Annotated in this window: 24 protein-coding genes and 1 other annotated feature; of the genes, 4 read left to right on the top strand and 20 right to left on the bottom strand. The window is 51.8% G+C overall.

Annotated features, from left to right (window positions below; translation table 11 throughout):
- Positions 1-43: 43 nt before the first annotated feature.
- The 15 genes from rplJ to RI501_RS04205 all read right to left on the bottom strand — a co-directional run bounded on the left by rplJ (position 44) and on the right by RI501_RS04205 (position 12317).
- A complete protein-coding gene (gene rplJ / locus RI501_RS04275; RefSeq protein ID WP_313820507.1) occupies positions 44-550 on the bottom strand; it encodes a 50S ribosomal protein L10 in 507 nt (168 codons plus the stop codon).
- 24 nt (positions 551-574) lie between these two features.
- Positions 575-703: a sequence feature (ribosomal protein L10 leader region), on the bottom strand.
- A gap of 68 nt (positions 704-771) precedes the next feature.
- Positions 772-1470 carry a 50S ribosomal protein L1 gene (gene rplA, locus RI501_RS04270; protein WP_313820506.1) on the bottom strand — a complete coding sequence of 233 codons (699 nt, stop codon included), beginning with the start codon at positions 1468-1470 and terminating at the stop codon, positions 772-774.
- Positions 1471-1568: 98 nt separating this feature from the next.
- On the bottom strand, positions 1569-1994 hold the full coding sequence (gene rplK / locus RI501_RS04265) for a 50S ribosomal protein L11 (RefSeq protein WP_057732369.1): 426 nt from the start codon (positions 1992-1994) through the stop codon (positions 1569-1571).
- Between the two features lie 186 nt (positions 1995-2180).
- Positions 2181-2732 carry a transcription termination/antitermination protein NusG gene (gene nusG / locus RI501_RS04260; protein ID WP_313820505.1) on the bottom strand — a complete coding sequence of 184 codons (552 nt, stop codon included), beginning with the start codon at positions 2730-2732 and terminating at the stop codon, positions 2181-2183.
- 113 nt (positions 2733-2845) lie between these two features.
- Positions 2846-3022, bottom strand: a complete 177-nt coding sequence (gene secE, locus RI501_RS04255; protein ID WP_313820504.1) for a preprotein translocase subunit SecE — start codon at positions 3020-3022, stop codon at positions 2846-2848.
- A 31-nt stretch (positions 3023-3053) separates the two neighbouring features.
- Positions 3054-3203 carry a 50S ribosomal protein L33 gene (gene rpmG, locus RI501_RS04250; protein WP_313820503.1) on the bottom strand — a complete coding sequence of 50 codons (150 nt, stop codon included), beginning with the start codon at positions 3201-3203 and terminating at the stop codon, positions 3054-3056.
- A gap of 72 nt (positions 3204-3275) precedes the next feature.
- Positions 3276-3839 carry a sigma-70 family RNA polymerase sigma factor gene (locus RI501_RS04245; RefSeq protein WP_313820502.1) on the bottom strand — a complete coding sequence of 188 codons (564 nt, stop codon included), beginning with the start codon at positions 3837-3839 and terminating at the stop codon, positions 3276-3278.
- A gap of 72 nt (positions 3840-3911) precedes the next feature.
- Positions 3912-4478, bottom strand: a complete 567-nt coding sequence (locus RI501_RS04240) for an NYN domain-containing protein (RefSeq protein ID WP_313823126.1) — start codon at positions 4476-4478, stop codon at positions 3912-3914.
- A 24-nt stretch (positions 4479-4502) separates the two neighbouring features.
- Positions 4503-5255 (bottom strand): 23S rRNA (guanosine(2251)-2'-O)-methyltransferase RlmB, encoded by a 753-nt coding sequence (gene rlmB / locus RI501_RS04235; protein ID WP_313820501.1) that lies wholly within the window; start codon positions 5253-5255, stop codon positions 4503-4505.
- Positions 5255-5659 (bottom strand): Mini-ribonuclease 3, encoded by a 405-nt coding sequence (locus RI501_RS04230; RefSeq protein ID WP_057732380.1) that lies wholly within the window; start codon positions 5657-5659, stop codon positions 5255-5257. The genes rlmB and RI501_RS04230 overlap by 1 nt, the downstream gene beginning before the upstream one ends.
- The gene (gene cysS / locus RI501_RS04225; RefSeq protein ID WP_313820500.1) at positions 5656-7071 is read right to left on the bottom strand and encodes a cysteine--tRNA ligase; all 1416 of its coding nucleotides are present in this window, start codon (positions 7069-7071) and stop codon (positions 5656-5658) included. Before cysS ends, RI501_RS04230 begins: the two co-directional genes overlap by 4 nt.
- Before the next feature lie 271 nt (positions 7072-7342).
- Complete coding sequence (gene gltX / locus RI501_RS04220) at positions 7343-8833, bottom strand: glutamate--tRNA ligase (protein WP_313820499.1); 1491 nt, start codon at positions 8831-8833, stop codon at positions 7343-7345.
- 285 nt (positions 8834-9118) lie between these two features.
- Positions 9119-10288, bottom strand: coding sequence for a PIN/TRAM domain-containing protein (locus tag RI501_RS04215; protein WP_313820498.1), 1170 nt, complete (start codon positions 10286-10288; stop codon positions 9119-9121).
- A gap of 31 nt (positions 10289-10319) precedes the next feature.
- Entirely contained in the window at positions 10320-11693 is a 1374-nt protein-coding gene (gene radA, locus RI501_RS04210; protein ID WP_313820497.1) for a DNA repair protein RadA, read from the bottom strand.
- 84 nt (positions 11694-11777) lie between these two features.
- Positions 11778-12317 (bottom strand): dCTP deaminase/dUTPase family protein, encoded by a 540-nt coding sequence (locus RI501_RS04205; protein WP_313820496.1) that lies wholly within the window; start codon positions 12315-12317, stop codon positions 11778-11780.
- 200 nt (positions 12318-12517) lie between these two features.
- On the opposite strand from RI501_RS04205, the gene RI501_RS04200 reads away from it, so the two are divergent.
- Together RI501_RS04200 and rpiA are read left to right on the top strand one after the other, a co-directional pair.
- Positions 12518-12853: an acetyltransferase gene (locus RI501_RS04200; RefSeq protein WP_313820495.1), complete on the top strand. Its 336-nt coding sequence runs from the start codon at positions 12518-12520 to the stop codon at positions 12851-12853.
- Between the two features lie 7 nt (positions 12854-12860).
- A complete protein-coding gene (rpiA, locus tag RI501_RS04195) occupies positions 12861-13547 on the top strand; it encodes a ribose-5-phosphate isomerase RpiA (RefSeq protein WP_313820494.1) in 687 nt (228 codons plus the stop codon).
- A 120-nt stretch (positions 13548-13667) separates the two neighbouring features.
- Here the strand turns inward: rpiA and RI501_RS04190 are convergent, their stop codons facing one another.
- Positions 13668-14570, bottom strand: coding sequence for a hypothetical protein (locus RI501_RS04190; RefSeq protein WP_313820493.1), 903 nt, complete (start codon positions 14568-14570; stop codon positions 13668-13670).
- A gap of 217 nt (positions 14571-14787) precedes the next feature.
- Here RI501_RS04190 and RI501_RS04185 point away from each other — a divergent pair, with 217 nt between their 5' ends.
- Entirely contained in the window at positions 14788-16122 is a 1335-nt protein-coding gene (locus tag RI501_RS04185) for a C1 family peptidase (RefSeq protein ID WP_313820492.1), read from the top strand.
- Positions 16123-16217: 95 nt separating this feature from the next.
- Here the strand turns inward: RI501_RS04185 and RI501_RS04180 are convergent, their stop codons facing one another.
- The 4 genes from RI501_RS04180 to RI501_RS04165 all read right to left on the bottom strand — a co-directional run bounded on the left by RI501_RS04180 (position 16218) and on the right by RI501_RS04165 (position 20410).
- Positions 16218-17447 (bottom strand): serine hydrolase domain-containing protein, encoded by a 1230-nt coding sequence (locus tag RI501_RS04180; RefSeq protein WP_313820491.1) that lies wholly within the window; start codon positions 17445-17447, stop codon positions 16218-16220.
- Positions 17448-17562: 115 nt separating this feature from the next.
- Entirely contained in the window at positions 17563-18234 is a 672-nt protein-coding gene (locus RI501_RS04175) for a 2,3-bisphosphoglycerate-dependent phosphoglycerate mutase (protein ID WP_313820490.1), read from the bottom strand.
- A 150-nt stretch (positions 18235-18384) separates the two neighbouring features.
- Positions 18385-19434, bottom strand: a complete 1050-nt coding sequence (locus RI501_RS04170) for a DMT family transporter (protein WP_313820489.1) — start codon at positions 19432-19434, stop codon at positions 18385-18387.
- A 28-nt stretch (positions 19435-19462) separates the two neighbouring features.
- Positions 19463-20410: an AEC family transporter gene (locus RI501_RS04165; RefSeq protein WP_313820488.1), complete on the bottom strand. Its 948-nt coding sequence runs from the start codon at positions 20408-20410 to the stop codon at positions 19463-19465.
- A 368-nt stretch (positions 20411-20778) separates the two neighbouring features.
- Between RI501_RS04165 and RI501_RS04160 the strand changes: the two genes are divergently transcribed.
- On the top strand, positions 20779-21912 hold the full coding sequence (locus tag RI501_RS04160; RefSeq protein ID WP_313820487.1) for an LCP family glycopolymer transferase: 1134 nt from the start codon (positions 20779-20781) through the stop codon (positions 21910-21912).
- The last annotated feature ends 68 nt before the right edge of the window (positions 21913-21980 follow it).

Genomic DNA, 21980 nt, shown 5'->3' with positions numbered 1-21980 from the left:
ATTGGGTTTTATATTTTATGTTACTAGTGATAACGGGAGTCGCTTATGCGGCTTCACCATCATCGCCCTTTTCAGCAACGGCCTTAATTGCGTAAGCCACGTTACGGATAGGAGCTTGAAGTTCGCTAGCCAGCATGGAGAGCAAGTCTTCACGACTAGGCAAGGTAGCGTAAACGTTGATTTCATCAACAGACATGATCTTGTCTTCGATGTAACCACCCTTGATTTCCAAGGCATCAACGCTATCGGAGAACTTCTTCAAAATCTTAGCTGGAGCAATTGGGTCTTCGTTAGAAAACGCAACGGCAGTAGGGCCAGCAAAAACATCGTTTAAGTCGCCGTAACCTGCCTTTTCCGCTGCCCGCGTCAAGATCTTGTTCTTGATGACGTTCATCTGAACGCCTGCATCACGTAATTGCTTCCGTAAGTCAGTGACTTGTTCAACCGTTAACCCACGGTAATCAACAACGATTGCGCTGGTGGCGGCGTTGAACTTTTCAACGACGGCATCAACCTTCTTTGCTTTAACAGCAATAGCTTGTTCACTCAAACTGTTCACCTCCCAGAGTAGTTTGGTGGGATAAAAAAATCCCCATGCCACCCAGACATAGAGAGTTAAAAGTTCAATAATAAACTTCTTCCTCGGCAGGCTAGTTTAAGACGAATCCGTCACCTGAGTCTTAGGTAGATCTATTCACAACTTCAATAGCATACAATAAGTTGACACTGGTGTCAACTATTGATGAGGGATTTTTTTGATTCCAAATGAACTTAGTCTACTAAAGTAGCCAAGTCAATGTTGACACTTGGGCCAAACGTTGACGCGATGGAAACGTGTTGGACGTAAGTCCCCCGAACAGAAGCTGGACGGGCACGAACGATCGTTTCAGCGATGGACTTCAAGTTACCAACTAACTTGTCAGCGTCAAAGGAAACCTTGCCGACAGGAACAGCCACGTTACCATCCCGGTCAGTCCGGTAAGTAACTTGCCCGTTCTTAGCGTCGGAAACGGCCTTGGTGACGTTCATGGTAACCGTACCCGTCTTAGGATTTGGCATTAAGCCCTTAGGACCTAAGACCCGACCTAAACGACCAACTTGGGCCATCATGTCTGGCGTTGCAATGGCAACGTCAAAGTCTAACCAGCCGTCTTGGATACGTTCAACCAAGTCTTGTTCACCGACAACGTCGGCACCGGCAGCTTCTGCGGCCTTAGCTTGGTCACCCTTAGCGAAGACGATCACCGTGGTTTCCTTACCCGTACCGTTAGGCAGGACTAAGGCGCCACGTAATTGTTGGTCGGCTTGCTTAGTGTCCACGTTAAGCTTGAATGCAATTTCAACCGTTGCATCAAACTTAGCGAAATCAATCTTCTTTACTAACTCAACGGCGTCGTTAGCAGCGTAAACCTTACCGGCTTCGACCTGCTTAACAGCGTCTTGATACTTTTTACCTCGTTTGTGAGCCATGTTTGTGTATTCCTCCTTGCAAATGTGGTTGTAACGGATAAACCTCCCACTTGACACATTTCATTTTCGTGAAGTGTCCGACTATCCGAAAACTGAGCTTAACCTTCGACCGTGAAGCCCATGCTCCGGGCAGTACCTTCAATCATGCGCATAGCTGCTTCAACGTCAGCTGCGTTTAGATCTTGCATTTTAGTTTCAGCGATTTGCTTAACTTGATCCTTGGTTACCTTAGCAACCTTGTTCGTGTTAGGTTCGCCAGAACCATGTTCAACACCAGCGGCCTTCTTCAACAGCGTTGCTGCTGGGGGAGTCTTGGTGATGAAATCAAAGGAACGATCTTCATAGACGCTGATCACAACAGGAATGATCATACCAGCTTGGTCAGCGGTACGAGCGTTGAATTCCTTAGTGAAGCCCATGATGTTGATCCCTGCTTGACCCAGTGCTGGTCCAACTGGGGGAGCTGGGGTTGCTTTGCCTGCAGGAATCTGCAATTTAACTACGTTAGCTACTTTTTTAGCCACGAGACAATACCTCCTTAAGTCCGTGTGTGGTAACTGGAACCGGTCAATTTAGGTTCCTCCCACGTTTAACACATGCGTAACCAGTACGCATACTTGAAGAGTTTACCACACATTATCTACCGTCACAAGTGCTTTTTCAGTTTTACCAGTTGGTATCCCGTGCCTTACCGGGTAACCCTAAAAAGGTTAGGCCACGATCGGGTCGACTTGGTCGAAGTTCAATTCGGTACTGGTTTCCCGCCCGAACATGTCGATGTTGACCTTGAGCTTCATCTTTTCGTTATCGACTTCGGTAATCTTACCGACCAAGCCGCTGAAGGCACCGTCCACAATCGTAACCGAATCGCCAACCTCAACGTCCAGGTTAGCATGCCGCGCCGAGATCCCAATCGTTCGCATGATGCGTTCCACTTCGTCTGGCAACAATGGCGTGGGCTTACTTCCTTGCCCGTGAGAGCCCAAGAACCCGGTAACGCCCGGCGTATTCCGCACGATGTACCAAGCTTGGTCACTCATGACCATTTCGATGAGCACGTAGCCCGGGAAGGTCTTTTCCATGGTCACCTTGTCCTTACCGTTCTTCACTTCGTGTTCCTCTTCTTCCGGCACAACCACGCGGAAGATGTTATCTTGCATCCCCATGGATTCCGACCGGGATTCCAGGTTTGCCTTCACTTTGTTTTCGTAACCGGCGTAGGTATGCAGCACGTACCATTGTTTTTCTTCTGATTCGACCATTTTGTTGGCGCACTCCTTTTTTTAGACAAAATAAAAAAACTCCGCACTACACGAAGTTCCCGTTAGATTCAATATAGCATATTTTTCAGTATTTGGCCACTCGAACCTTCCCCTTAGGAAATGAACTTCAAACCAAATTGGACAATCCAGTCCACGATCGCAAAGAAGACTGCGAACAGCACTGAAATGCCGACAACCGTTCCCGTGTCGTGCCGGGTTTGCTTAACGCCGGGCCAGGAAACCTGTTTCATTTCTTGACCGACCGCCTTAAAGAATCGGAATAACCGCATGGTGTTGCCTCCCTAAACAATGTGTGTGGGGTTACCGCGTTTCGCGATGCAACGTGTACTTCCCACAATGCTTACAAAATTTCTTAACTTCTAACCGTTGGGTACGGGTCGCGCTTGCTGCGATGGTGTAGTTCCGGGACCCGCAAACTGAACAGACCAAAGCGATCTTGCGTTGAGCCATCCTGCCACCACCTTCATCTTACTAGTATAACGAATACTGCAATAGCTTACCATCGTTTTTTCCTAGCGTCAATCATTCCGCGAGCAATTGCCGGAGCTTTTGCCGACAACGATGCAGTGCGGCCACCACCCGTTGGGCCGGCCACCCAAACTTTCGGCTGATTTCTTCCGGAGTAGCGTTCCCTAATAACTCGACAAATACCGCCCGTTCTACCGCCGATAGCCGGGGGAGCACCTGCTGAAGGGCTTCCTGGCACTCTAAACCGGCACGAACTTGGGCGCGCGTATCCACCAGTGTGTCCGCAAAATACGTCTGCTGCGCGTCAAACGACACCAACTGGGCGTGCCGCTTTTGCGCTTGGCTCTGGCGAATCAGATCGTAAACGCGGTGCGTCAGATTGAGCTTATAAAAGGCCCCAAAACTAGGGGAACGCTCTGCTCGAAACTGACGAACCACCGTACACAGAACCAGCCGCGCTTCTTGTTCCCAATCATCTAGCTCGTGCCCCGGTAGATAATAGCGTTGTCGCAAGCGTAGCATCACTGGACGATACCGACCGAAAAGTTCCTGAATGGCCAACGAATCGCCCTGGGTCCGAATCAAGTCAATTAATTGCAGGTCATCTAACTGTTCCATCTGAAAAGCCCTCCCCTAGTAAACTAGTTTTAGTCTACCGGGTGGGCTTGATGGTGCTAAGCGAACGGATGTTTATTTCTTCCGTTTACGTTTTAATTTTTGGCGTGTCGGTGCCTGGGGACCCATCAATTGGTCACGTAACTTCTCTAACTTGTATAGTTGTTGATCGTTCCAAGGAGATTTGCGCACCAGTCCCTTATCGGCGAACTCCCGGGCGGTCTGCTTGACTTCGTTTTGCGCCCGTTCAATGTCGCGTAAGAGTTCGCCCGCCGGAATCCGCAGCGTTCCCTCCGAGAAGATGGTCCATTGTTCGGCCTGGTCGCTGGTAGCCACGGTCACCTGGGTGAACCGGGTTTGGAGCTTCTTGGCCAATTTCTCGATGTAACTATCCGCCGTCTCGTCCCGGTTGGTCCAGGTAATGTGCAGGTCGTATTGCTGATAACTCTTCGAGATGCCCGGCACATACATCGCGTCGAACACCACGTAAATGATGGACTCCCGTAACTTATGGTAGTTAGCCAACATGTTTAACAGTTGGTCACGGGCTTCCGGTAACCGTTCTTGCTGCTTTAGCCGGCCGAGTTCGGGCCAGTTGCCGATCATGTTGTAGGCATCGACAATTAAAATATCCTGTTTGATGGCCCGTCCCCTCCTTTCGCTAACTTAGTGTTGAACCGGATGCCGTGAGTTGAAGCCTTGGTACATCAATAAGCCCGCCGCCACACTGGCGTTGAGACTTTGAACCGTGCCAACCATCGGAATGGTCAGCGTCTGGTCCACGGTTTCCTTCAGCAGGCGCGAAATGCCCTTGCCTTCGTTCCCGATAATCAGCCCAACGGCGCCCTTAGCGTTCCAATCGCGGTAGTCGGTGCCGGCCATGTCGGTCCCAAAGATCCACATCCCGCGTTGCTTCAGCTCATTGACCGTGTTGACCAGGTTAGTCACCCGGGCCACGGGAACCGTTTCGATGGCCCCCGTCGAGGTCTTCGCCACCGTGGAGGTTAAGCCCACGGCCCGACGTTTGGGAATGATCACCCCGTGAACCCCACTGGCATCGGCGGTCCGTAAGATGGACCCCAGGTTATGCGGGTCTTCGATGTTATCGAGAATTAAGAAGAACGGTTCCTCCCCCTTCTTCTCGGCGTTGGCGTAAAGGTCGTCGATGCTGGCGTACTCAAACGCCGCGACGCCTAACGCCACTCCCTGGTGGTTCTGGTGGTCCGTCAGTTGGTCTAACTTCTGCTTGGGCACTTCGGAGATCACCAGGTGGCGGCGTTGGGCCAGTTGACGAATCTCATCAATGGCCTCGGACTTCAGCCCACTCTGTAAGAAAACCTTGTTGATGGCTTGTTGGCTGCGCAAGGCGGCCACGGCCGGGTGCCGACCAATCACGAAATCAGTTTGTTCTTCTGCCATTATTCTGTCCGCCCCGCTTCTACTTGTTGGATGCACCATTGACTTAATTCGTCGACTCGGTCCTGCTGGTCACTCAAGGCCAGATACCCCATTAGGGCTTCGAAGCCCGTGGAAATTCGGTAGGTCACCACGTCGGTGTTCTTGGCGTGGGTGTAACTCTTGGCGTTACGGCCGCGCTTGAAGACGGCCCATTCGTCGTCGCTCAAAAGCTTGTCCTGCTCCATCAACGCAATCAACGCTGCCTGGGCCTTAGCCGACACGTAGTGGGTGGCCGTGCGTTGTAAATGGTTCGGCTTAGCCAAGCCCTCTTCGATCAGGTGCCGGCGAATGATGACTTCGTAAGCGGCATCGCCCATGTAGGCTAAGGCCACCCCGTTTAACTGTTGGTAAGCTGTGTTTGTCATGAATTTCCTTTCTTCCACCGGGTGCCTTGCGGGGTATCCTCAAGGATGATCCCCTGGGCCTTCAACTGCTCACGAATTTCATCGCTCCGTTGAAAATCCCGGTTCTTGCGTGCTGCCACGCGTTCGTTGATTAATGCTTCAATCCGGTCGTCGTCGAGTCCGGCGGCTTCCGTCAAGTTAACGCCAAAGACGCTTAAAAGTTCGCCTAACGTCCGGCGCATGAATTCCAGTGTGTCCTTAAAGACCACCGGCCGTTCGGCGTAGACGTTCCCCAACCGGGCCAGTTCGTGGACCTCAGCGACCCCGTTTTGCACGTTAAAGTCGTCGTCCATGGCGTCGGTGTAGTCGGCCGTGATCTGACGGACCTCCTGTTCCACCTTGGGGTCGTTACCGGCCTCGGCGTCCTGCAAACGGTAACCCATGTTGTCGTAGGCCGTTTGCAGACGCTCGAGGTTGCGCGTGGCGGTCTCTAAGTTTTGCTGGGTGTACTGAATCGGCCGCCGGTACTGGGTGGTGGCCATGAAGAAGCGTAGGGCCCGCGGGTCGACGGTCTGCAGCAAATCGTGGACCGTCACGAAGTTCCCTAGCGACTTACTCATCTTCTGGTTCTCATCCCCGACCGTCACAAAGCCGTTGTGTAACCAATAGTGCACGAAGGGTTTACCGGTTTCGGCTTCACTCTGCGCAATTTCGTTTTGGTGGTGCGGGAAAATCAGGTCTTCGCCCCCACCGTGGATGTCAAAGGTGTCCCCCAGTAGGTGCGTCGACATCACGGAGCACTCGATGTGCCACCCGGGACGACCGGCCCCCCACGGTGACGGCCAGGAGATTTCGCCCGGCTTGGCGCCCTTCCACAGGGCAAAATCGACGGGGTCTTCTTTGCGAGCGGTCTCTTCGTCGTTGGTGTGTTGCGAAGCGCCCTCCTCCAACTCGTCGATGTTTTGGTGGGCCAGCTGACCGTAGTCGCTAAACTTCCGGGCCCGGTAGTAAACGTCGCCGGCGGCCGGGTACGCGTAGCCCTTATCAATTAATTTTTGGACAAATTCAATAATCTCTTGGATGTAGTCGGTGGCCCGGGGATTGGCCGTGGCCGGTTCAATGTTCAAGGCCGCGGTATCTTCCTTAAAGGCCTGAATGAACTTATCCCCCAATTCCGGCACCGTAATGCCTTCCTTGTGGGCTTCGTTGATCATCTTATCGTCAACGTCGGTAAAGTTGGACACGTACTTCACCTGATAACCGCGGTATTCGAAGTACCGGCGGATTGTATCAAAGGCAATCACACTCCGGGCATTGCCAATATGAATGTAGTTATAAACGGTCGTCCCGCAGACGTACATGTTGACCACGCCCGGTGTGATCGGCTCGAACGTTTCTTTTTGTCGCGTCATGGTGTTAAAAACTTTGAGCATTCCCGAGGCTCCCTTCACGTCACTAAACAATAGTTAGGTCCATTGTAGCATATTCCCCCCAGAACTAAGAAGCCGAAACCGCGGCCAAGCGCCCCAGTTAGCGGCTTCTTTACAAAATCGTTAATTCCAGGAGACTAGCCCCCATCTTCGGTGACTAATTTAGGCCTCCCAGTGTTCCCAGACCACTTTCTGTCGTGAGCAAAGCCCACCGTCAATCTGGACAATAAAAAAGCCTGAAACCGTAATTTCAGACTTTTCCACCATACTAAATTTAGGCACCTAATTGGTCCAACGTTTGTTGGATGTGCTTCAAGGCCGTTTCGCGACCGACCAATTCGATGGATTCTGGTAATTCTGGCCCGTGCATTTCGTGGGTCACAGCAATCCGGATTGGCATCCAGAGTTGCCGGCCCTTGATGCCGGTTTGGGCTTGGACCCGCTTGATCACGTGGAAGATTTCCACGGAATCGAACAAGTCGAGCTTCTTGATTTCAGCGGCGAAGGCCTTCAAGACAACCGGTGCCGTCTCGTTGTTGATTTCGTCCCAAGCATCCCCTTCAACCTTTTCGGGTTCTTCGAAGAAGACGGACGCCATGTCGTTGATTTGCGCCATGTAGCTCATTTGGCATTTGTACAAGTTAATCAATTGCCGAGACCACTCAATCGTGGCCGTGTCCGGGTTAGCCGGGATGTTGCCGGCCTTGATTAATTGCTTCATGGCCAAGTCAGCTACGGTGCTTTCGTCGGCGTCCTTGACGTAACGGTTATTCAACCATTCCAACTTGTCCATGTCAAACGTTGCGGGCGACTTGCTCAACCGCGTTTCGTCGTACATCTTGATGAATTGCTTACGGGTGAAGATTTCGTCTTCGCCGACCGGTGACCAGCCCAACAACAGAATAAAGTTGAACATGGCTTCTGGTAAGTAACCCAAATCACGATATTGTTCGATGAATTGTAAGACGGATTCGTCCCGCTTGGATAACTTCTTCCCGGTGTCCTTGCTGATGATTAGGCTCATGTGACCGAACTTTGGGGCGTCCCAGTCAAAGGCCTTGTAAATCATCAATTGCTTAGGCGTGTTGGCCACGTGGTCGTCACCCCGGAAGACGTGACTGATGGCCATCTTGTGGTCGTCAACCACAACGGCAAAGTTGTAGGTTGGCATGCCGTCGCGCTTAGCGATAACGAAGTCGCCCCCGATGGTATCGGAGTTGAAGGACACGTGGCCCTTGACCATGTCGTCCCATTCGAAGACTTCATCCTTGGGTACGCGGAAGCGGATGACCGGCTTTAAGCCCTTAGCCTTCGCGGCGTCGATGGCGGCCTGCTTTTCTTCTTCGGTCATGCCAGCGTATTCGTATTCGTAGTGGGGCATTTCGCTACGGGCCTTTTGGGCTTCCCGGTCGGCTTGGAGTTCTTCTTCCGTCCGGTAAGATTCGTAAGCCTTACCTTCATCCATCAATTGTTGAATGAGAGGCGTGTAAATGTCGCGACGTTCGGATTGCCGGTACGGACCGTAGTCCCCACCAACGTCAGGACCTTCATCCCAGTCCAAACCGAGCCACTTTAAGTTTTCCAACTGGCTCCGTTCACCGTCCGCGATGTTACGCTTAGTATCCGTGTCTTCGATCCGAATAATAAACTTACCTTTGTTGTGGCGGGCAAACAGATAATTAAAGATCGCCGTCCGCGCGTTACCGATGTGCAGATGTCCAGTGGGGCTCGGAGCATAACGAACCCGAATTGCATTTTTAGCCAAATTGGTTGCGCCTCTTTCTCGTTTTTTTAGTTGGCACCGAGTGACCCCGATGCGTCCACAGTGCTTTAAGTGTACAATGACCACCACCAAAAATAAAGGGGTAGCCCCGTTTTGTTCCCATAATGACACCAAAAACCGGTCCACTGTGCGTGTTCCGGCTTTTGAACTCATCATCTTGCAGAGTCACTACGGTCGTCATGGCCGTTCACTCATGGTTAATGGCTTCCTTGAAAGTCATCGGCCCTGCCAGGGTGTGCCGAAGAACCGGCTATTAGGTCACTAGCCCTAGCTATTCTTCCCGCCATTACGCCGTTTACCTTGGGTCTTATGATCTTCGATTCCCCGGTCGGAATGTACCGGCTTGGCGAAAATCATCCGCCCCGCATCCGTCTGAATGGCGCTGGTGACCACGACATCTAATTGCTTATTGATGAAGTATTTCCCATCTTCAACCACAACCATGGTGCCGTCGTCGAGGTAGGCCACCCCTTGCTGACGCTCGGTCCCGTTTTTGACCACCATCACGTGCAGGTTTTCACCCGGAATGACCCGTGGTTTCAACGCGTTAGCTAACGAATTAATGTTCAAGACCTGTACGTTTTGGAACTGGATCACCTTGTTTAAGTTGTAATCGTTGGTCACAATCACTCCACCGTTTTTCTTAGCCAGAGCGATTAACTTACTGTCCACCTCCGGAATGTCTTCGAAGTCGCCTTCGTACATCTCGATGGGCATAATTTGTTCGTTTTGCAACTTATTTAAGATATCCAGCCCCCGCCGGCCCCGAACCCGCTTGACCGAGTCACTGGAATCAGCAATATATTGGAGTTCGTATAACACGAAATTGGGTACCAATAATGTTCCTTCCAGGAACCCCGTCTTCGCCAGATCGTAGATCCGCCCATCGATTAAGATGTTGGTATCCAAAATCTTGTAGTGGTGAAAGTTAGGTTCCGCCTGCTTATCCAGGACCTTTTCGCTCGCTTCATCGTTGGCCTTCTTGGTCCGCGACTGGAACAACTTACGCCATTCCTCGCCCCGGATCTTACTCAGCCGCGTTCCCAGCCGAAAGCCCAGATACCCCAATAACAGCATCAAGAGCCAGGGAATCACCGTACTGATAAAGAACGAGGGTACCCGAAACAGAAATTGTGAGATCAATAACGCCAGCGCTAAACCGACGATCGTTAATAAACTTCCAAAAATTAAGGTCATGGGGTTCTGCCGGTTTAAATAGGCCTCCAGGCGATTCACCACCCGGATCAAACTGCTGGCAAAGAACACTCCCAGAATAAGGAAAATAATAGCACCAAGCAAAATATTGACCAGAATATTATCAACGAACGGACTCGTTATCCCTAAAAGTTGCCAGGTGCGGGGTAAGTAAGCCGCTCCCAGCACCCCACCAATGATGATGAATAGGGCTAAAATAACTGTTCGTTTCCGATTTTTCATAAAAATTCACCTCCCTTCAGGGCCTTAGGCGTTAAACGCCCAAAGCCAGTTTCAGCGCCTGCCGCAACGTCGACACCCCAATCACGTCGATTCCGGCTGGCGGTGTCCAGCCCTGCAGGTTGTTCTTCGGGACAAAAATGCGTTGAAAACCGAGTTTCTTGGCTTCGGCCACCCGTTGTTCGATGCGACTGACCCGCCGAACCTCGCCGGTCAATCCAACTTCCCCCACGAAACAATCCGTGGGGGCCGTCGCCGTATCCTTGTAACTCGAAGCAATGCTTAACGCAATCGCCAAGTCGATGGCTGGCTCGTCTAGCTTCACGCCCCCGGCAGCCTTCAGGAAGGCGTCCTGGTTCTGCAACATCAAGTTGGCCCGTTTTTCTAGGACCGCCATCAGCAATGAAACTCGGTTACGGTCCAAGCCACTGGCTGTCCGTTGGGCGTTACCGAAAACCGATGGTGTAATTAACGCCTGAACTTCGACCAGAATTGGTCGGGTCCCTTCCATCGACACCACGATGGCCGAACCGGTGGCATCCTTCAGACGTTCTTCCAAGAAGATCTCCGACGGGTTAGCCACCTCGTACAGACCGCCTTCCTTCATTTCGAAGATTCCTAGTTCGTTAGTCGATCCGAACCGGTTCTTAACCGCCCGCAAAATCCGGTAAGTGTGGTGTAGGTCGCCTTCAAAATACAGAACCGTATCCACCATGTGCTCCAAAATCTTGGGGCCGGCGATGGCTCCGCCCTTGGTGACGTGGCCCACCACAAAAATGGTGATGCCGTTGGTCTTAGCGATTTGCATGAGTTCGCCGGTAACCGCTCGAATCTGGGAAACCGACCCAATCGCCGATTCAATTCCGGGCGCCTGCATGGTCTGTACGGAATCGATAATTACGTAATCCGGATGCATCTCTTCAATGTTGGCCCGAATGCTGACCATATCGGTCTCCGGGTATAGGTAAAGGTGCTCTGCGTTGACCACTAACCGGTCTGCTCGCATCTTAATCTGACTGGCACTTTCTTCACCGGACACGTACAAGACCTTGCCCCCGGTCGCGCTCAGTTGGCCCGAGACCTGTAATAGCAGGGTTGATTTACCGATACCGGGATCCCCCCCGATAAGAATCAGGGAACCGGGCACAATGCCGCCCCCCAACACTCGGTTTAACTCTTCCATCTGCGTCTTAACGCGGGTTTCAGTGGTATGTTTAATCTCGTTCATTAATTGTGGTCGGGTATGTTCACCGGCTGGCGTCACCCGCGTCGATTGGGGCTTAACTTCCGGCGTAATGGTCTCCTCGACCATGGTGTTCCATTCCCCACAGTTTGGGCAGCGTCCCAGATACCGGGGGGAACTGTAATCACAATTTTGACACACAAATTTCGTTTTAACCTTGGCCACGTGGATCCCCCTATTCGTTCTTAACGATTAAGTTTATTCTAGCATATCTCGGGGGCCAGCCCCCACTAGTCTGTTAGGCAAATTTTAGCGATGATCGGATGAGCCAAACCCACCGGTTCGTTGTTGCTGCGGTGCCTGTTCCCCGTCCGCCAACCGAAACGGCATGAAAATCCCCTGGGCAATCCGCTGCCCCTTCGGAATGGTCACGTCGTGCAGGCTCACGTTCACGAGTTGCACGAAGATCTCGCCCTCATTCTTTTCATTATTATAATAGTCCGCATCAATCACGCCGACCCCGTTAGGTAAGATCAACCCGTGCTTGAGCGGATTACTCGACCGGTTCGCCAACAGCAGCACCTCGTCGGGTTGCATGTAGGCCTTAATCCCCGTCGGCACCAAAAATGGTCGGAGGTCATGGTTACCAGCTACCAGCTCTTCGGTGGTCAATGGCTCACGATGACGTAGCCGCTTGAAGGCGTGTAAGACATCGTGACGCCAAATTGACGGTAACACAAAATCCTCGGCGCACTCAAAATCGTACCCGGCAGACTGCTGGGTGGTCCGGTAGGGGACCTTCAACCCTTGATTAGCGTAGCGACTAACAATTTCAAATCCTCTTAGCATAAGCGACTCCCTTGTCTTTTTTATGGTAGCTGTTGGTCACGAGACTCGACGGCTCTGTCACGTTGTAGCTTCTGTTACTAGGATAAGCAACTCGCTCCCAGATTACCAGTTAAAAAGCTCCGCTAAAAAATGGGAGTTGACAAGCTACGCTGGATAGACCAAAATCATAGGTAGAAATTGGTCATGAAGGGAGTAACGCCATGACAATCCGTGAAGCACCCGGCACCTTAACGATCCTGGACCATGATCAGCTTAAGGCTAGCTTACATTACCTGGTTTTAAGCCCGGATCAATGGGTCTTGGAACAACTCTTTGTTCGACCCGAACAGCCGCTCAGCCTGGCCGTCGACTTGCTTAAACGTTTTACTAGCCGTGCCCAGGCCGCGCAAGTGACCGTTAAAGTGCTGGATCCGTACGCCAAGCGTTACTTTACCCAACATCCGGTCCCGAACCTGTTGGCAGCCCACCAGCTGCCCGTCAGTGGTCCGCAGGCCGTTCAGCCAGTTGATTTAAACCACCACACAGAAGAGGAGTAATTCTACCATGGATCAAAACGCATTAAAGGCCCTCGTAGGCCAAGAAGCCGTCAAGTACGTGGAAGATGGCATGATTTTAGGAATTGGGACCGGTTCGACCGTCAAGTATATGATTGACGCTTTGGGCGAACGGGTTGCCAAGGAAGGGTTACACATTATTGGCGTGGCCACTTCCGACCGTTCCGCTAAGCAAGCCGAATCCCTGGGCATCACCATCAAGCAATTAGATGAGGTGGATCACCTGGACTTGACCATCGACGGTGCCGACGAAATTGACGACAATTTCCAAGGCATCAAGGGTGGCGGCGCTGCTCACTTATGGGAAAAGATTGTGGCGATTAACTCCCGGAAGAACATGTGGATTGTGGACGAAAGCAAGTTAGTCCACCACTTGGGTAAGTTCCCGTTACCCCTAGAAGTCATTCCTTTCGGCTCTACGCACGTTTTGGAAAAGCTAGACAAGATGGGCTTGCACCCCACTTTCCGGATGCAAGACAATGGTCAACACGTCCTCACCGACTCCAAGAACTACATCATCGACCTGCACTTGGGGCGCATTGATCACCCCCACGAACTGGCCAACACCTTAAATGGCATCGTCGGGGTCGTGGAACACGGGTTGTTCTTAGACACGGTCAACACGGTCATCGTGGGTCGTCAAGACGGACCGGAAGTCTTAAACGCGCGCGATTAATATCGTTAAATTTATCAATTTTTCACCATGGTGCCGTAACGGGTACCCCACAGCGGTTAGTTCCACTTAACCTCAAAACGACCATTATTCCAAATTCAGGAATAATGGTCGTTTTGCCGACTAATCGTTTTCCATCACCGTGACCGGTTGACGTTTTAAGATCACGACCGCTCCCAGGAAAAATCCCGCTGCCAATACCGCCGTTACGGGCAGCATGCGGAACATGTTTGCGGGTAATACCAGGGCTAACAACGGAAAGGCGTACGCGGCGGGAAGCTTTAAGCGCAATCCCGCCAATAGCCCGTAGACCAGGGGCAACGCGATGACCGTACTCAGTAGCCATGACGCGATGACCAGGTGAATCCCCACCCCCAGGCTGGCCGCCCCGACTAACGCGAGCCAGTGACGCATTGCCAGGGCCCCCGGGTACGTGGGCCGTTGCAGCACTTCGAAGAACACGACCAGTACCGGCGGGACCGCCGCCATTTGCGGCAACCCCACCAACGCTACGGTGCCGATCCACACCGTCACCAAGCCCGCAAACCAGCTCATCTGGGTGACCGTAGTGGGTCGGGGCGCCAGGGCCTTGGGGTATTGTCGTTGACAATAGGTGCCCAGCATCAAGCACCCCGTCAGGACACAAATCGCCAGCATGAACGACCAGTGGGTGGCGTTCACAATGAGTGGTAACAGTCCCGTCGCAAATGATGGGGCTAGGGTTGAATGAACCACCCGTAACCATCCCAGCATCACTAATAAGCCGACCAGCACTTTAGCGGCGTAGGGCCAGGCCAACTGGTTGGCTAAAAAACCAATCAAAGCGGTCCCAGAAGGCGCGAGAAAAATTTTAAACGGTTGGTGAATCCATCCCGGGTTTTGGTAAATCCAGGTTCCCGCAGTCAGGGCCCCCACCTCGGGTAAGATAATTTCGCTGTCGTGGAGCCAGGTGGCACTGGCGACCATGATCAGAACCAGCGCAAATCCGCCGAGATAATGAGAAACTGTGCGTTGAGTCAGGTGCATCCGGATCGACTTCCCTTCAGTATTTTAGACAAACTGCGAGCTATTGTAGCATAGGTTGCCCCCTAATCAGGCGATTAATGGGCCAATCGCCTTCAAGAAAACGTTTTCTTCTATTATTTAGTGAATTTTTTTGTTCGTCACGAGGAACCCCCACCTTTCCATTCAAAAAATGAGAAAATTGGCGTACAATGAGAGAATAGTTAGGAGAGTGACGAATTTGAGTAAAGCAATTACGGCGGCGCAAACCGCCAGTTACCAAAAAGCACTAACGGACGATCCAACCGCCAAGGTTCTTGAACGGGCCGTTAGCCATCAAGGGATTTTAGCCACCGCGGCCGATTACGCTTCCGCCGCTGACATGAGCCCCGTATTCTCCATTGATTTGGACACGGGTAAGGTCGCTAATCAAAAGCAAAGTGGTCGTTGCTGGATGTTTGCCGCACTGAACACGATGCGGCACCACTTAGCCGACCTCTTTAAGTTGAGCGATTTTGAACTTTCCCAAAACTACACGTACTTCTGGGACAAGTTCGAGAAGGCCAACTACTTCTACGAAAACGTCTTAGCTACGGCGGACCAACCAACGTCCAGCCGGAAGGTCGCCTTTCTGATGACCACGCCCCAACAAGACGGTGGCCAGTGGGATATGCTGTGTGCCATCATCGAAAAGTACGGCATCGTCCCGAAGTCGGTCATGCCTGAAACCTACAACAGTTCCAAGTCCAGCGAACTGAACAGTACGTTGAACTTGAAACTCCGTAAGGACGCCGTCGTGCTCCGTAAGCTCGTGGCCGACAACGCCAGTGCCGACGACATCGCGGCCGCTAAGGACAAGATGTTAAAGGAAGACTACCGGTTATTGGCCTACACGTTAGGCGAACCCGTTTCCGAATTCGACTTCGAATACCGCGACGACGACAAGAACTACCACATCGACAAGGGCTTGACCCCGAAGACGTTCTTCGACAAGTATGTCGGTTGGGACTTATCCGACTACGTCTCCATCATCAACGCCCCAACTGCTGACAAGCCTTACAACCACACCTACACCATCGAAATGCTGGGTAACGTGGTGGGCGGTCGAGCCGTCAAGCACTTAAACGTTTCCATGGACGACTTCAAGTCCTTAGCCATCAAGCAGTTGAAGGCCGGTCAATCCGTCTGGTTTGGCTGTGATGTTGGTCAATCTTCCGAACGCCAAAAGGGCATCATGGATACCAACTACTACCACAAGGACGAACTTTTCAACATCGACTTCGACATGTCCAAGGCCGAAAAGTTGGACTACGGTGAGAGCCTGATGACCCACGCCATGGTTCTGACCGGCGTAGACTTGGTCGATGGCAAGCCAACCAAGTGGAAGGTTGAAAACTCCTGGGGTGAAAAAGTCGGCACCAAGGGTTACTTCGTGATGAGCGACGCCTGGATGGATAAGTACTGCTACCAGGTCGTGGTGAACAAGGAATTCTTGCCAGCCGACCTGCGTCAGATCCAAGAAACCGAAGAACCCACGGTCTTAGCACCCTGGGATCCAATGGGCGCCTTAGCTTAATTCACAGCTCACTGCCCGTGGTCCCACCGTTAAGTTAACCACGAAAAAGCTCACGACAATTACGGTTGTCGTGAGCTTTTTGATATTTGGTAAATTTAGGCTAACTTCTTAGTGGTATTCACTTCTTGGAACAGGTCCATCGCCAATTGTTCCGTCGACCATTTCGGGAACATGGTCTTCTTTTCGAAACTGTTCGAGAGAAAAATCACCCCGGTACGCCCGTTCTTGCTCATCACAAACGTACTTTCGTAATAGTCCCCCATGCCATGCCCGTAGTAGCCAGTCTGGTCATAATGGTACATCCCCCCGGTATAGTGGAGGTTGGTCGTGGCTTGGTGCAGGACCTGCGCCCCCGCCGGCGTGGTTAACAGTTGACCTTGAATAACCGCCCGTTCAGCCCGAAAGAGGTCGCCGGCACTCATGGTCGCATTCCCAGTCGCCAGCTGGGCGGCCATGTCATTTGCGGCTGGTGTGTGCGCGGTCTGGTATTGCCCCGGCCGAGCGCCACCATAACTGACGGTCCGCTTAGCAGAAGTACGCCAAAGCTGGGCGAAGCTGGTATGGTTCAGGTCCAGTGGCGTCACCAGTTGCTGATAGAACAACTTGTAATACGACTCGTGCGTCACCTGGTTCAAAATTCCGGCCAACAACACATAACTGATCGGTTGGTAGTCAAATCGATTAATCTTTTTAGGATTAATTTGTGCGTTCTGTTGGGCATATTGGTAGACTTGTTTTTCGGTTAACGTGGTCGCCGGCGCCATATCACCGGTGACCCCACCCATCATATCCAACATCTGGCGAATCGTAATCTTATTACTATTTTTAATCTGAGGATAATACTGACTCAACCGATCGGTCAGCTGCAACTGCCCAGATTGGGCCGCACGCATGACTAATTGACCGGTCAATGACTTTTGAATCGAGTTAATCAAATACTGCGTGGTGACCTTATTCTTCCGGTGCTTGGCCGCGTTAGCATAGCCAAACGCCTTTTGGTAAACCACCCGATCGTTCTTAACCACCAAGGCCGTCCCGACAAACCGACGGGCCTTTAGATCCCGGTTCACCTTAGCCGTAAAAATGGGCGTTCGGCTCCCCGAATTCTTCTTATCAAACGTGGTGACCTTGCCCGCCCGTTGCGCTTTACTCTGAGCCGCGGCAATTTTAATGGCCTGCCGTGACTGCTTAGCGTGCTTCCGGTTGGTTGTCGCCACTTCCTGCTTATCGTTGGCGTCTAAACGGTGCATCCCGTAAACCACGCCACCGATTCCCCCAATAATCACTAGTAAAATTAACCAATGTCCTAGATTTCGTGTATTCAATTTTCTTTCCCCCAATTGAAACAGCCTACTCTATTTCTGATTATACGAAAAAGTTGGGTAAAAACAATCATTTCCCCCGATTGTTTGACCCAACTTAAGTTTATTATAATATCTGTTATAGAACCGTTTTGCTAGTGATGCGTAACCGCTCGTCAAAGTCATAACGAATCGGTTCCCCGTTGGCCACCTCAACCTTAGCAATATCAGCATCGGGGACCCGATCTAGGTATTTGATTAACGCCCGTAACGTACTGCCATGAGCAACAATTAACTGGTTTTGACCGTTCAATAAGCGGGGCGCGACTTGGTTCGTCCAATAAGGCATCAAACGGTGATAGGCCATCTCCAGACTCTCCCCTAACGGTTCTAAGTGCGGACTATAACGATCGTAACGCCGATCTTGGTGCACCGTACTGAGCAGTGGGGGGACGGCCTTAAAGCTGCGCCGCCAGATCATGAGTTGTTGATCCCCCACTGCCGCACGCACCTTGGCCTTGTTTTTCCCCCGCAGAGCACCGTAGTGGCGTTCATTTAACCGCCAGGATTTATATTCCGGAATGGCCAACTGGTCCAAACACTCCAAGACGATATTAGACGTCACAATGGCCCGCTGCAGCAGTGACGTGTGTAAGGCCCCAAAGCGTAACCCCGTTTGCGCGACCAACTTCCCGGCCGCCTGGGCCTGTTGCCGGCCCTTAGCGGTCAGCGGGACGTCGCTCCATCCCGTAAAAATATTGTCTCGATTCGCGACACTCTCGCCGTGCCGTAAAATGACTAGCGTTGCCATCCGCCATACTCCCTTTCTCTACCGGTTTCCACTGCCCATGATACCATAGCTCCCCGGAAATCCAGACCCGCATGTTCGTTTTTTCACGACAAATTTAAGGACCGGTTGCTGAACCGAAAAAAGCCGAGCAACCTGCCCGGCCCGTAATCCTTAAGCTTCGTCGTCATCCGCCGGCGCCGATTGATCGGCATCTTGGGCATCGTCCGCCGTTTGCGCCTGAAATTGACTCACCGGTACCGTCGCCGAGGCCGTCACCAGATCAGACTCACGTGACTTGACCCGGTTACCCATGAAGGTAATCACCGAACCAATCAGGATGATCACAATCCCGATAATGGTATTAAGTAGAATCTGTTCATGAATTATCACCGCCGCGAGAATGGGGGCCAAGCCGGGTTTAATGAAGAAAACCAACGAGGCCGTGGAGACGTCGGAACGTTCCATCGCCAAAAAGTAAAAGGCAAAGCCACCCCCGGTGACGCAGACCCCCACAAAGAAGAGCAACCAGAAATAAGTCAGACTGACGTTTTTCAAAATTGGTAACGCTGCAAAGTCGCGTAGCCAACCAACTTGCTGCATTCTAGCCGCCACGGCGGGGACGTGGGTTAGCAGCATAACCCCCAGTAACTCAACGGACCCGACTAAAAACGTAAAACAGGTCATCACAATACCATTAAAGTGATGCCGCACGGAGCCCCACCGGGAAACGATGCTGTACAGGCCAAAGGTCAAGGCCGACCCCACGGCTAACGCCAACCCGACCGGATTAGTCAGGTGAGCGGGGTTCACAATCACGATCAGTCCCGCGATGGAAACTAGCACCGCAATCAGGTTAGCGCGGCCTAGCCGTTCGTGCAGGATTAGGTAAGAGAAAATGAGGGCAAACACGGGATTGCAGCTAAAGAGCACCGCCACCGTGGACGCCTCGTCGACCGTGATGGCCAATTGGTACAACGTCATGCTGATAATGACGCAGACCAACCCCGTCAGGGCGAACAACGCCCAATCGTTTCGCGTCAAGCGCCGATGTTGCTTGGCCAAAGCCTTTAAGGCAATGGGTAACAGCACCACCCCGCCGATGAAGAAGCGAATCAGGTTTAGCTGGATGGGGTTAAACGCCCCACCCGCGGCCTTCAAAGCAATCTCCATCGAACTAAACATCAACGTCGAAAACAAAATGTACAGCATCGTTTTTCTCAAAACAACAAACCTTCTCCTTCTGTATCAGCTAAGCAACATGTTGGATAATCACCATGAGAATGGGAATCACCACTAAACTCAATAAGGTCGTTTCGGTCACCATAATCGCGGCATAATCGGAATCCGCGTTATAGAGCTTGGACACCACTGGGGCGTTAGTCATCACGGGCATCGCCGCCTGGATGATAAACACCTGCTTCATCAACAACGGCATTCCCGTTGGCAAGACCAGGCAGGCCATCAATAGCGGGGCAATCACGAATCGGCCCAGCAAGATCCCCAAGCTGTCCCGATCAATCCGAATGTTCCGCAACCCGGCGCCAGCGATGGCTGTGCCGATAAAAATCATCGATAACGGAATCGTGAGACCCCCGATGTACTGAAAGTCCATCATGATCCAATGCGGCAACTTTACGCCCAGTAAGACCAGCACCACCGCCACCATGAAACCCAACAATGGCGGTGAGAAGACTTTCTTTAGCGTATTTTTGAGGTCAAATTCTCCCTTGCCCTGGCCGTCACGCTGGATCAAATAGACCCCTAGCGTCCAGAAAAAGGTGGTGTTGGCCATGTAGTAGACCAACACGAACGGCAGACTCTTTTCACCAAATAGCGCCATGTTCACCGGTAACCCCACAAAGACCGTATTGGAGTTTAAAAACATCGATTCGAAAAGGCCCCGGTGTTTCGGGTTAATCCGGAATAAATGAAACGCGATAATGGACAAGCCAAACATAATCAGCATGGAAACGACCGGAAAACGTAAGTCCGGTAACGTGCTTTTTAATTTAGCGGCCGTAAACTTAGACATGATGGTGTCCAACATATAAGCCGGTAACGCAATCTGGGTTACCAGCCGGGCGATGAGCTTGGGCGCCTGGTCATCGAACCAACCTAGGCGAGCAAGGACGTACCCCAGCGTGATCATCACTAGAATGATCAGCACCCCCGACACACTATTTACAAAGACGCCCATTTTCGCCCCTCCTTGACAATCATAAGAAAAAATTAGACTTTCTTAAGTAACGGGTCCCATTATAGCATAATTTTTATATTGGCTTGATAAGTAACCGGTTACAAACCCCCGCTTGACGGTCCTCCCGTGGCCTTGACGACTTCACAAGCCGCCAGACAGCAGGGATTAATCCGTCACCCCTGGGATAAGTCGTCCCGTTTACGAATCATTAAAATTATGGTGTAATAGATGAATTGAGGTCACCGGGAGACTCCCGGTGTGACGGGGTGGTTTCTTAAAATCCCCTTAAAGAACGGCCGAACCTTTTCATCTGGAACGGTTCCGTTCTATAATGTGTAAAGATTTTGACGAAGATGAGGAAATAAATTATGCCGAAAGATAATGGAAGTAGCCGGCAACGGTCACCGGAGGACTTTGAACAAGTCTATGACCGACGTGCAGACCGTAACTCACACTTTAAAGCGCCAGAAGTTCATCCCCATCGTCCCGTTATGTGGACGATTGTGACCGTCTTGCTAGTCTTGCTTTCCGCCGGACTGGCTTACGGCTACCAGGCCTGGTCGTCCGCCAAAAAAACGTTCAACCAAACCTACGAATCCTCGAACATCTCCAAGAGTCGAAACGTGTCTTCCGTTCTGAAGAAGAATAAACCGTTCTCGATTCTGATGTTGGGGACCGACACCGGGGCTTTAGGCCGATCCGACGTCGGCCGGACCGATACCATCATGGTGGCCACCATCAACCCCACCACGGAGACGGCCTACCTGACCAGTATTCCACGGGATACGCGGGTCACGGTTGGTTCCGGGGCCAACGCTTCGATTCAAAAGATCAACGCGGCCTACACCATCGGTGGTCCTAGCACCGCCGTCAAGACGGTAGAAAATCTCCTAGACATTCCGATCGACTTTTACGCCATCATTAACATGGGTGGCCTGGAAAAGATGGTCAACGCGGTCGGCGGGGTTGACGTAGTTCCACCACTGACCTTCAAGTACGCCCAAGCCGACGTTAAGAAGGGGGTTAAGGTGCACCTGAACGGGAAACAAGCCCTCTCCTATTCTCGGATGCGCTACGATGACCCCCAAGGGGACTACGGGCGGCAAAAGCGGCAACGCCAGGTTCTGCAGAAGTTAGTCGTCAAGGCAGCTGGCCTATCGTCCATCACCCGTTACCAACAAATTTTGACCTCGTTAAACGGAAACTTGAAGACCGATTTAACCTTTGATGATTTAATGCAGATTCGGGCTAAATACGGAGACGCTTCGCACCACATTAAGTCTGAAACCCTGCAAGGCCAAGATGCCATGATCGATGGGTTATCGTATCAGGTCCCGACCACTAAGGAATTAAAGCGCGTATCGAATCACATTCGTAAAACGCTGGGCTTAGCTAACACCACTAAGTTCACCACCGACGCCATCAACGGCGACAGTGATAATACGGGAGCAACGGATACTGCTAGCACCACGACCACGGGCAGTAACGGCTACGGTTACTAACTTAACAGCTTCAACGGCCACTCTTGCGGGAGTGGCCGTTTTTTTATGGAATTATCCCGCGCATTGGG

It is taken from the genome of Levilactobacillus zymae, from assembly GCF_032190635.1.
Classification (GTDB): Bacteria; Bacillota; Bacilli; order Lactobacillales; family Lactobacillaceae; genus Levilactobacillus; species Levilactobacillus zymae_A.
This window is presented reverse-complemented; position numbering and strand designations above follow the sequence as displayed.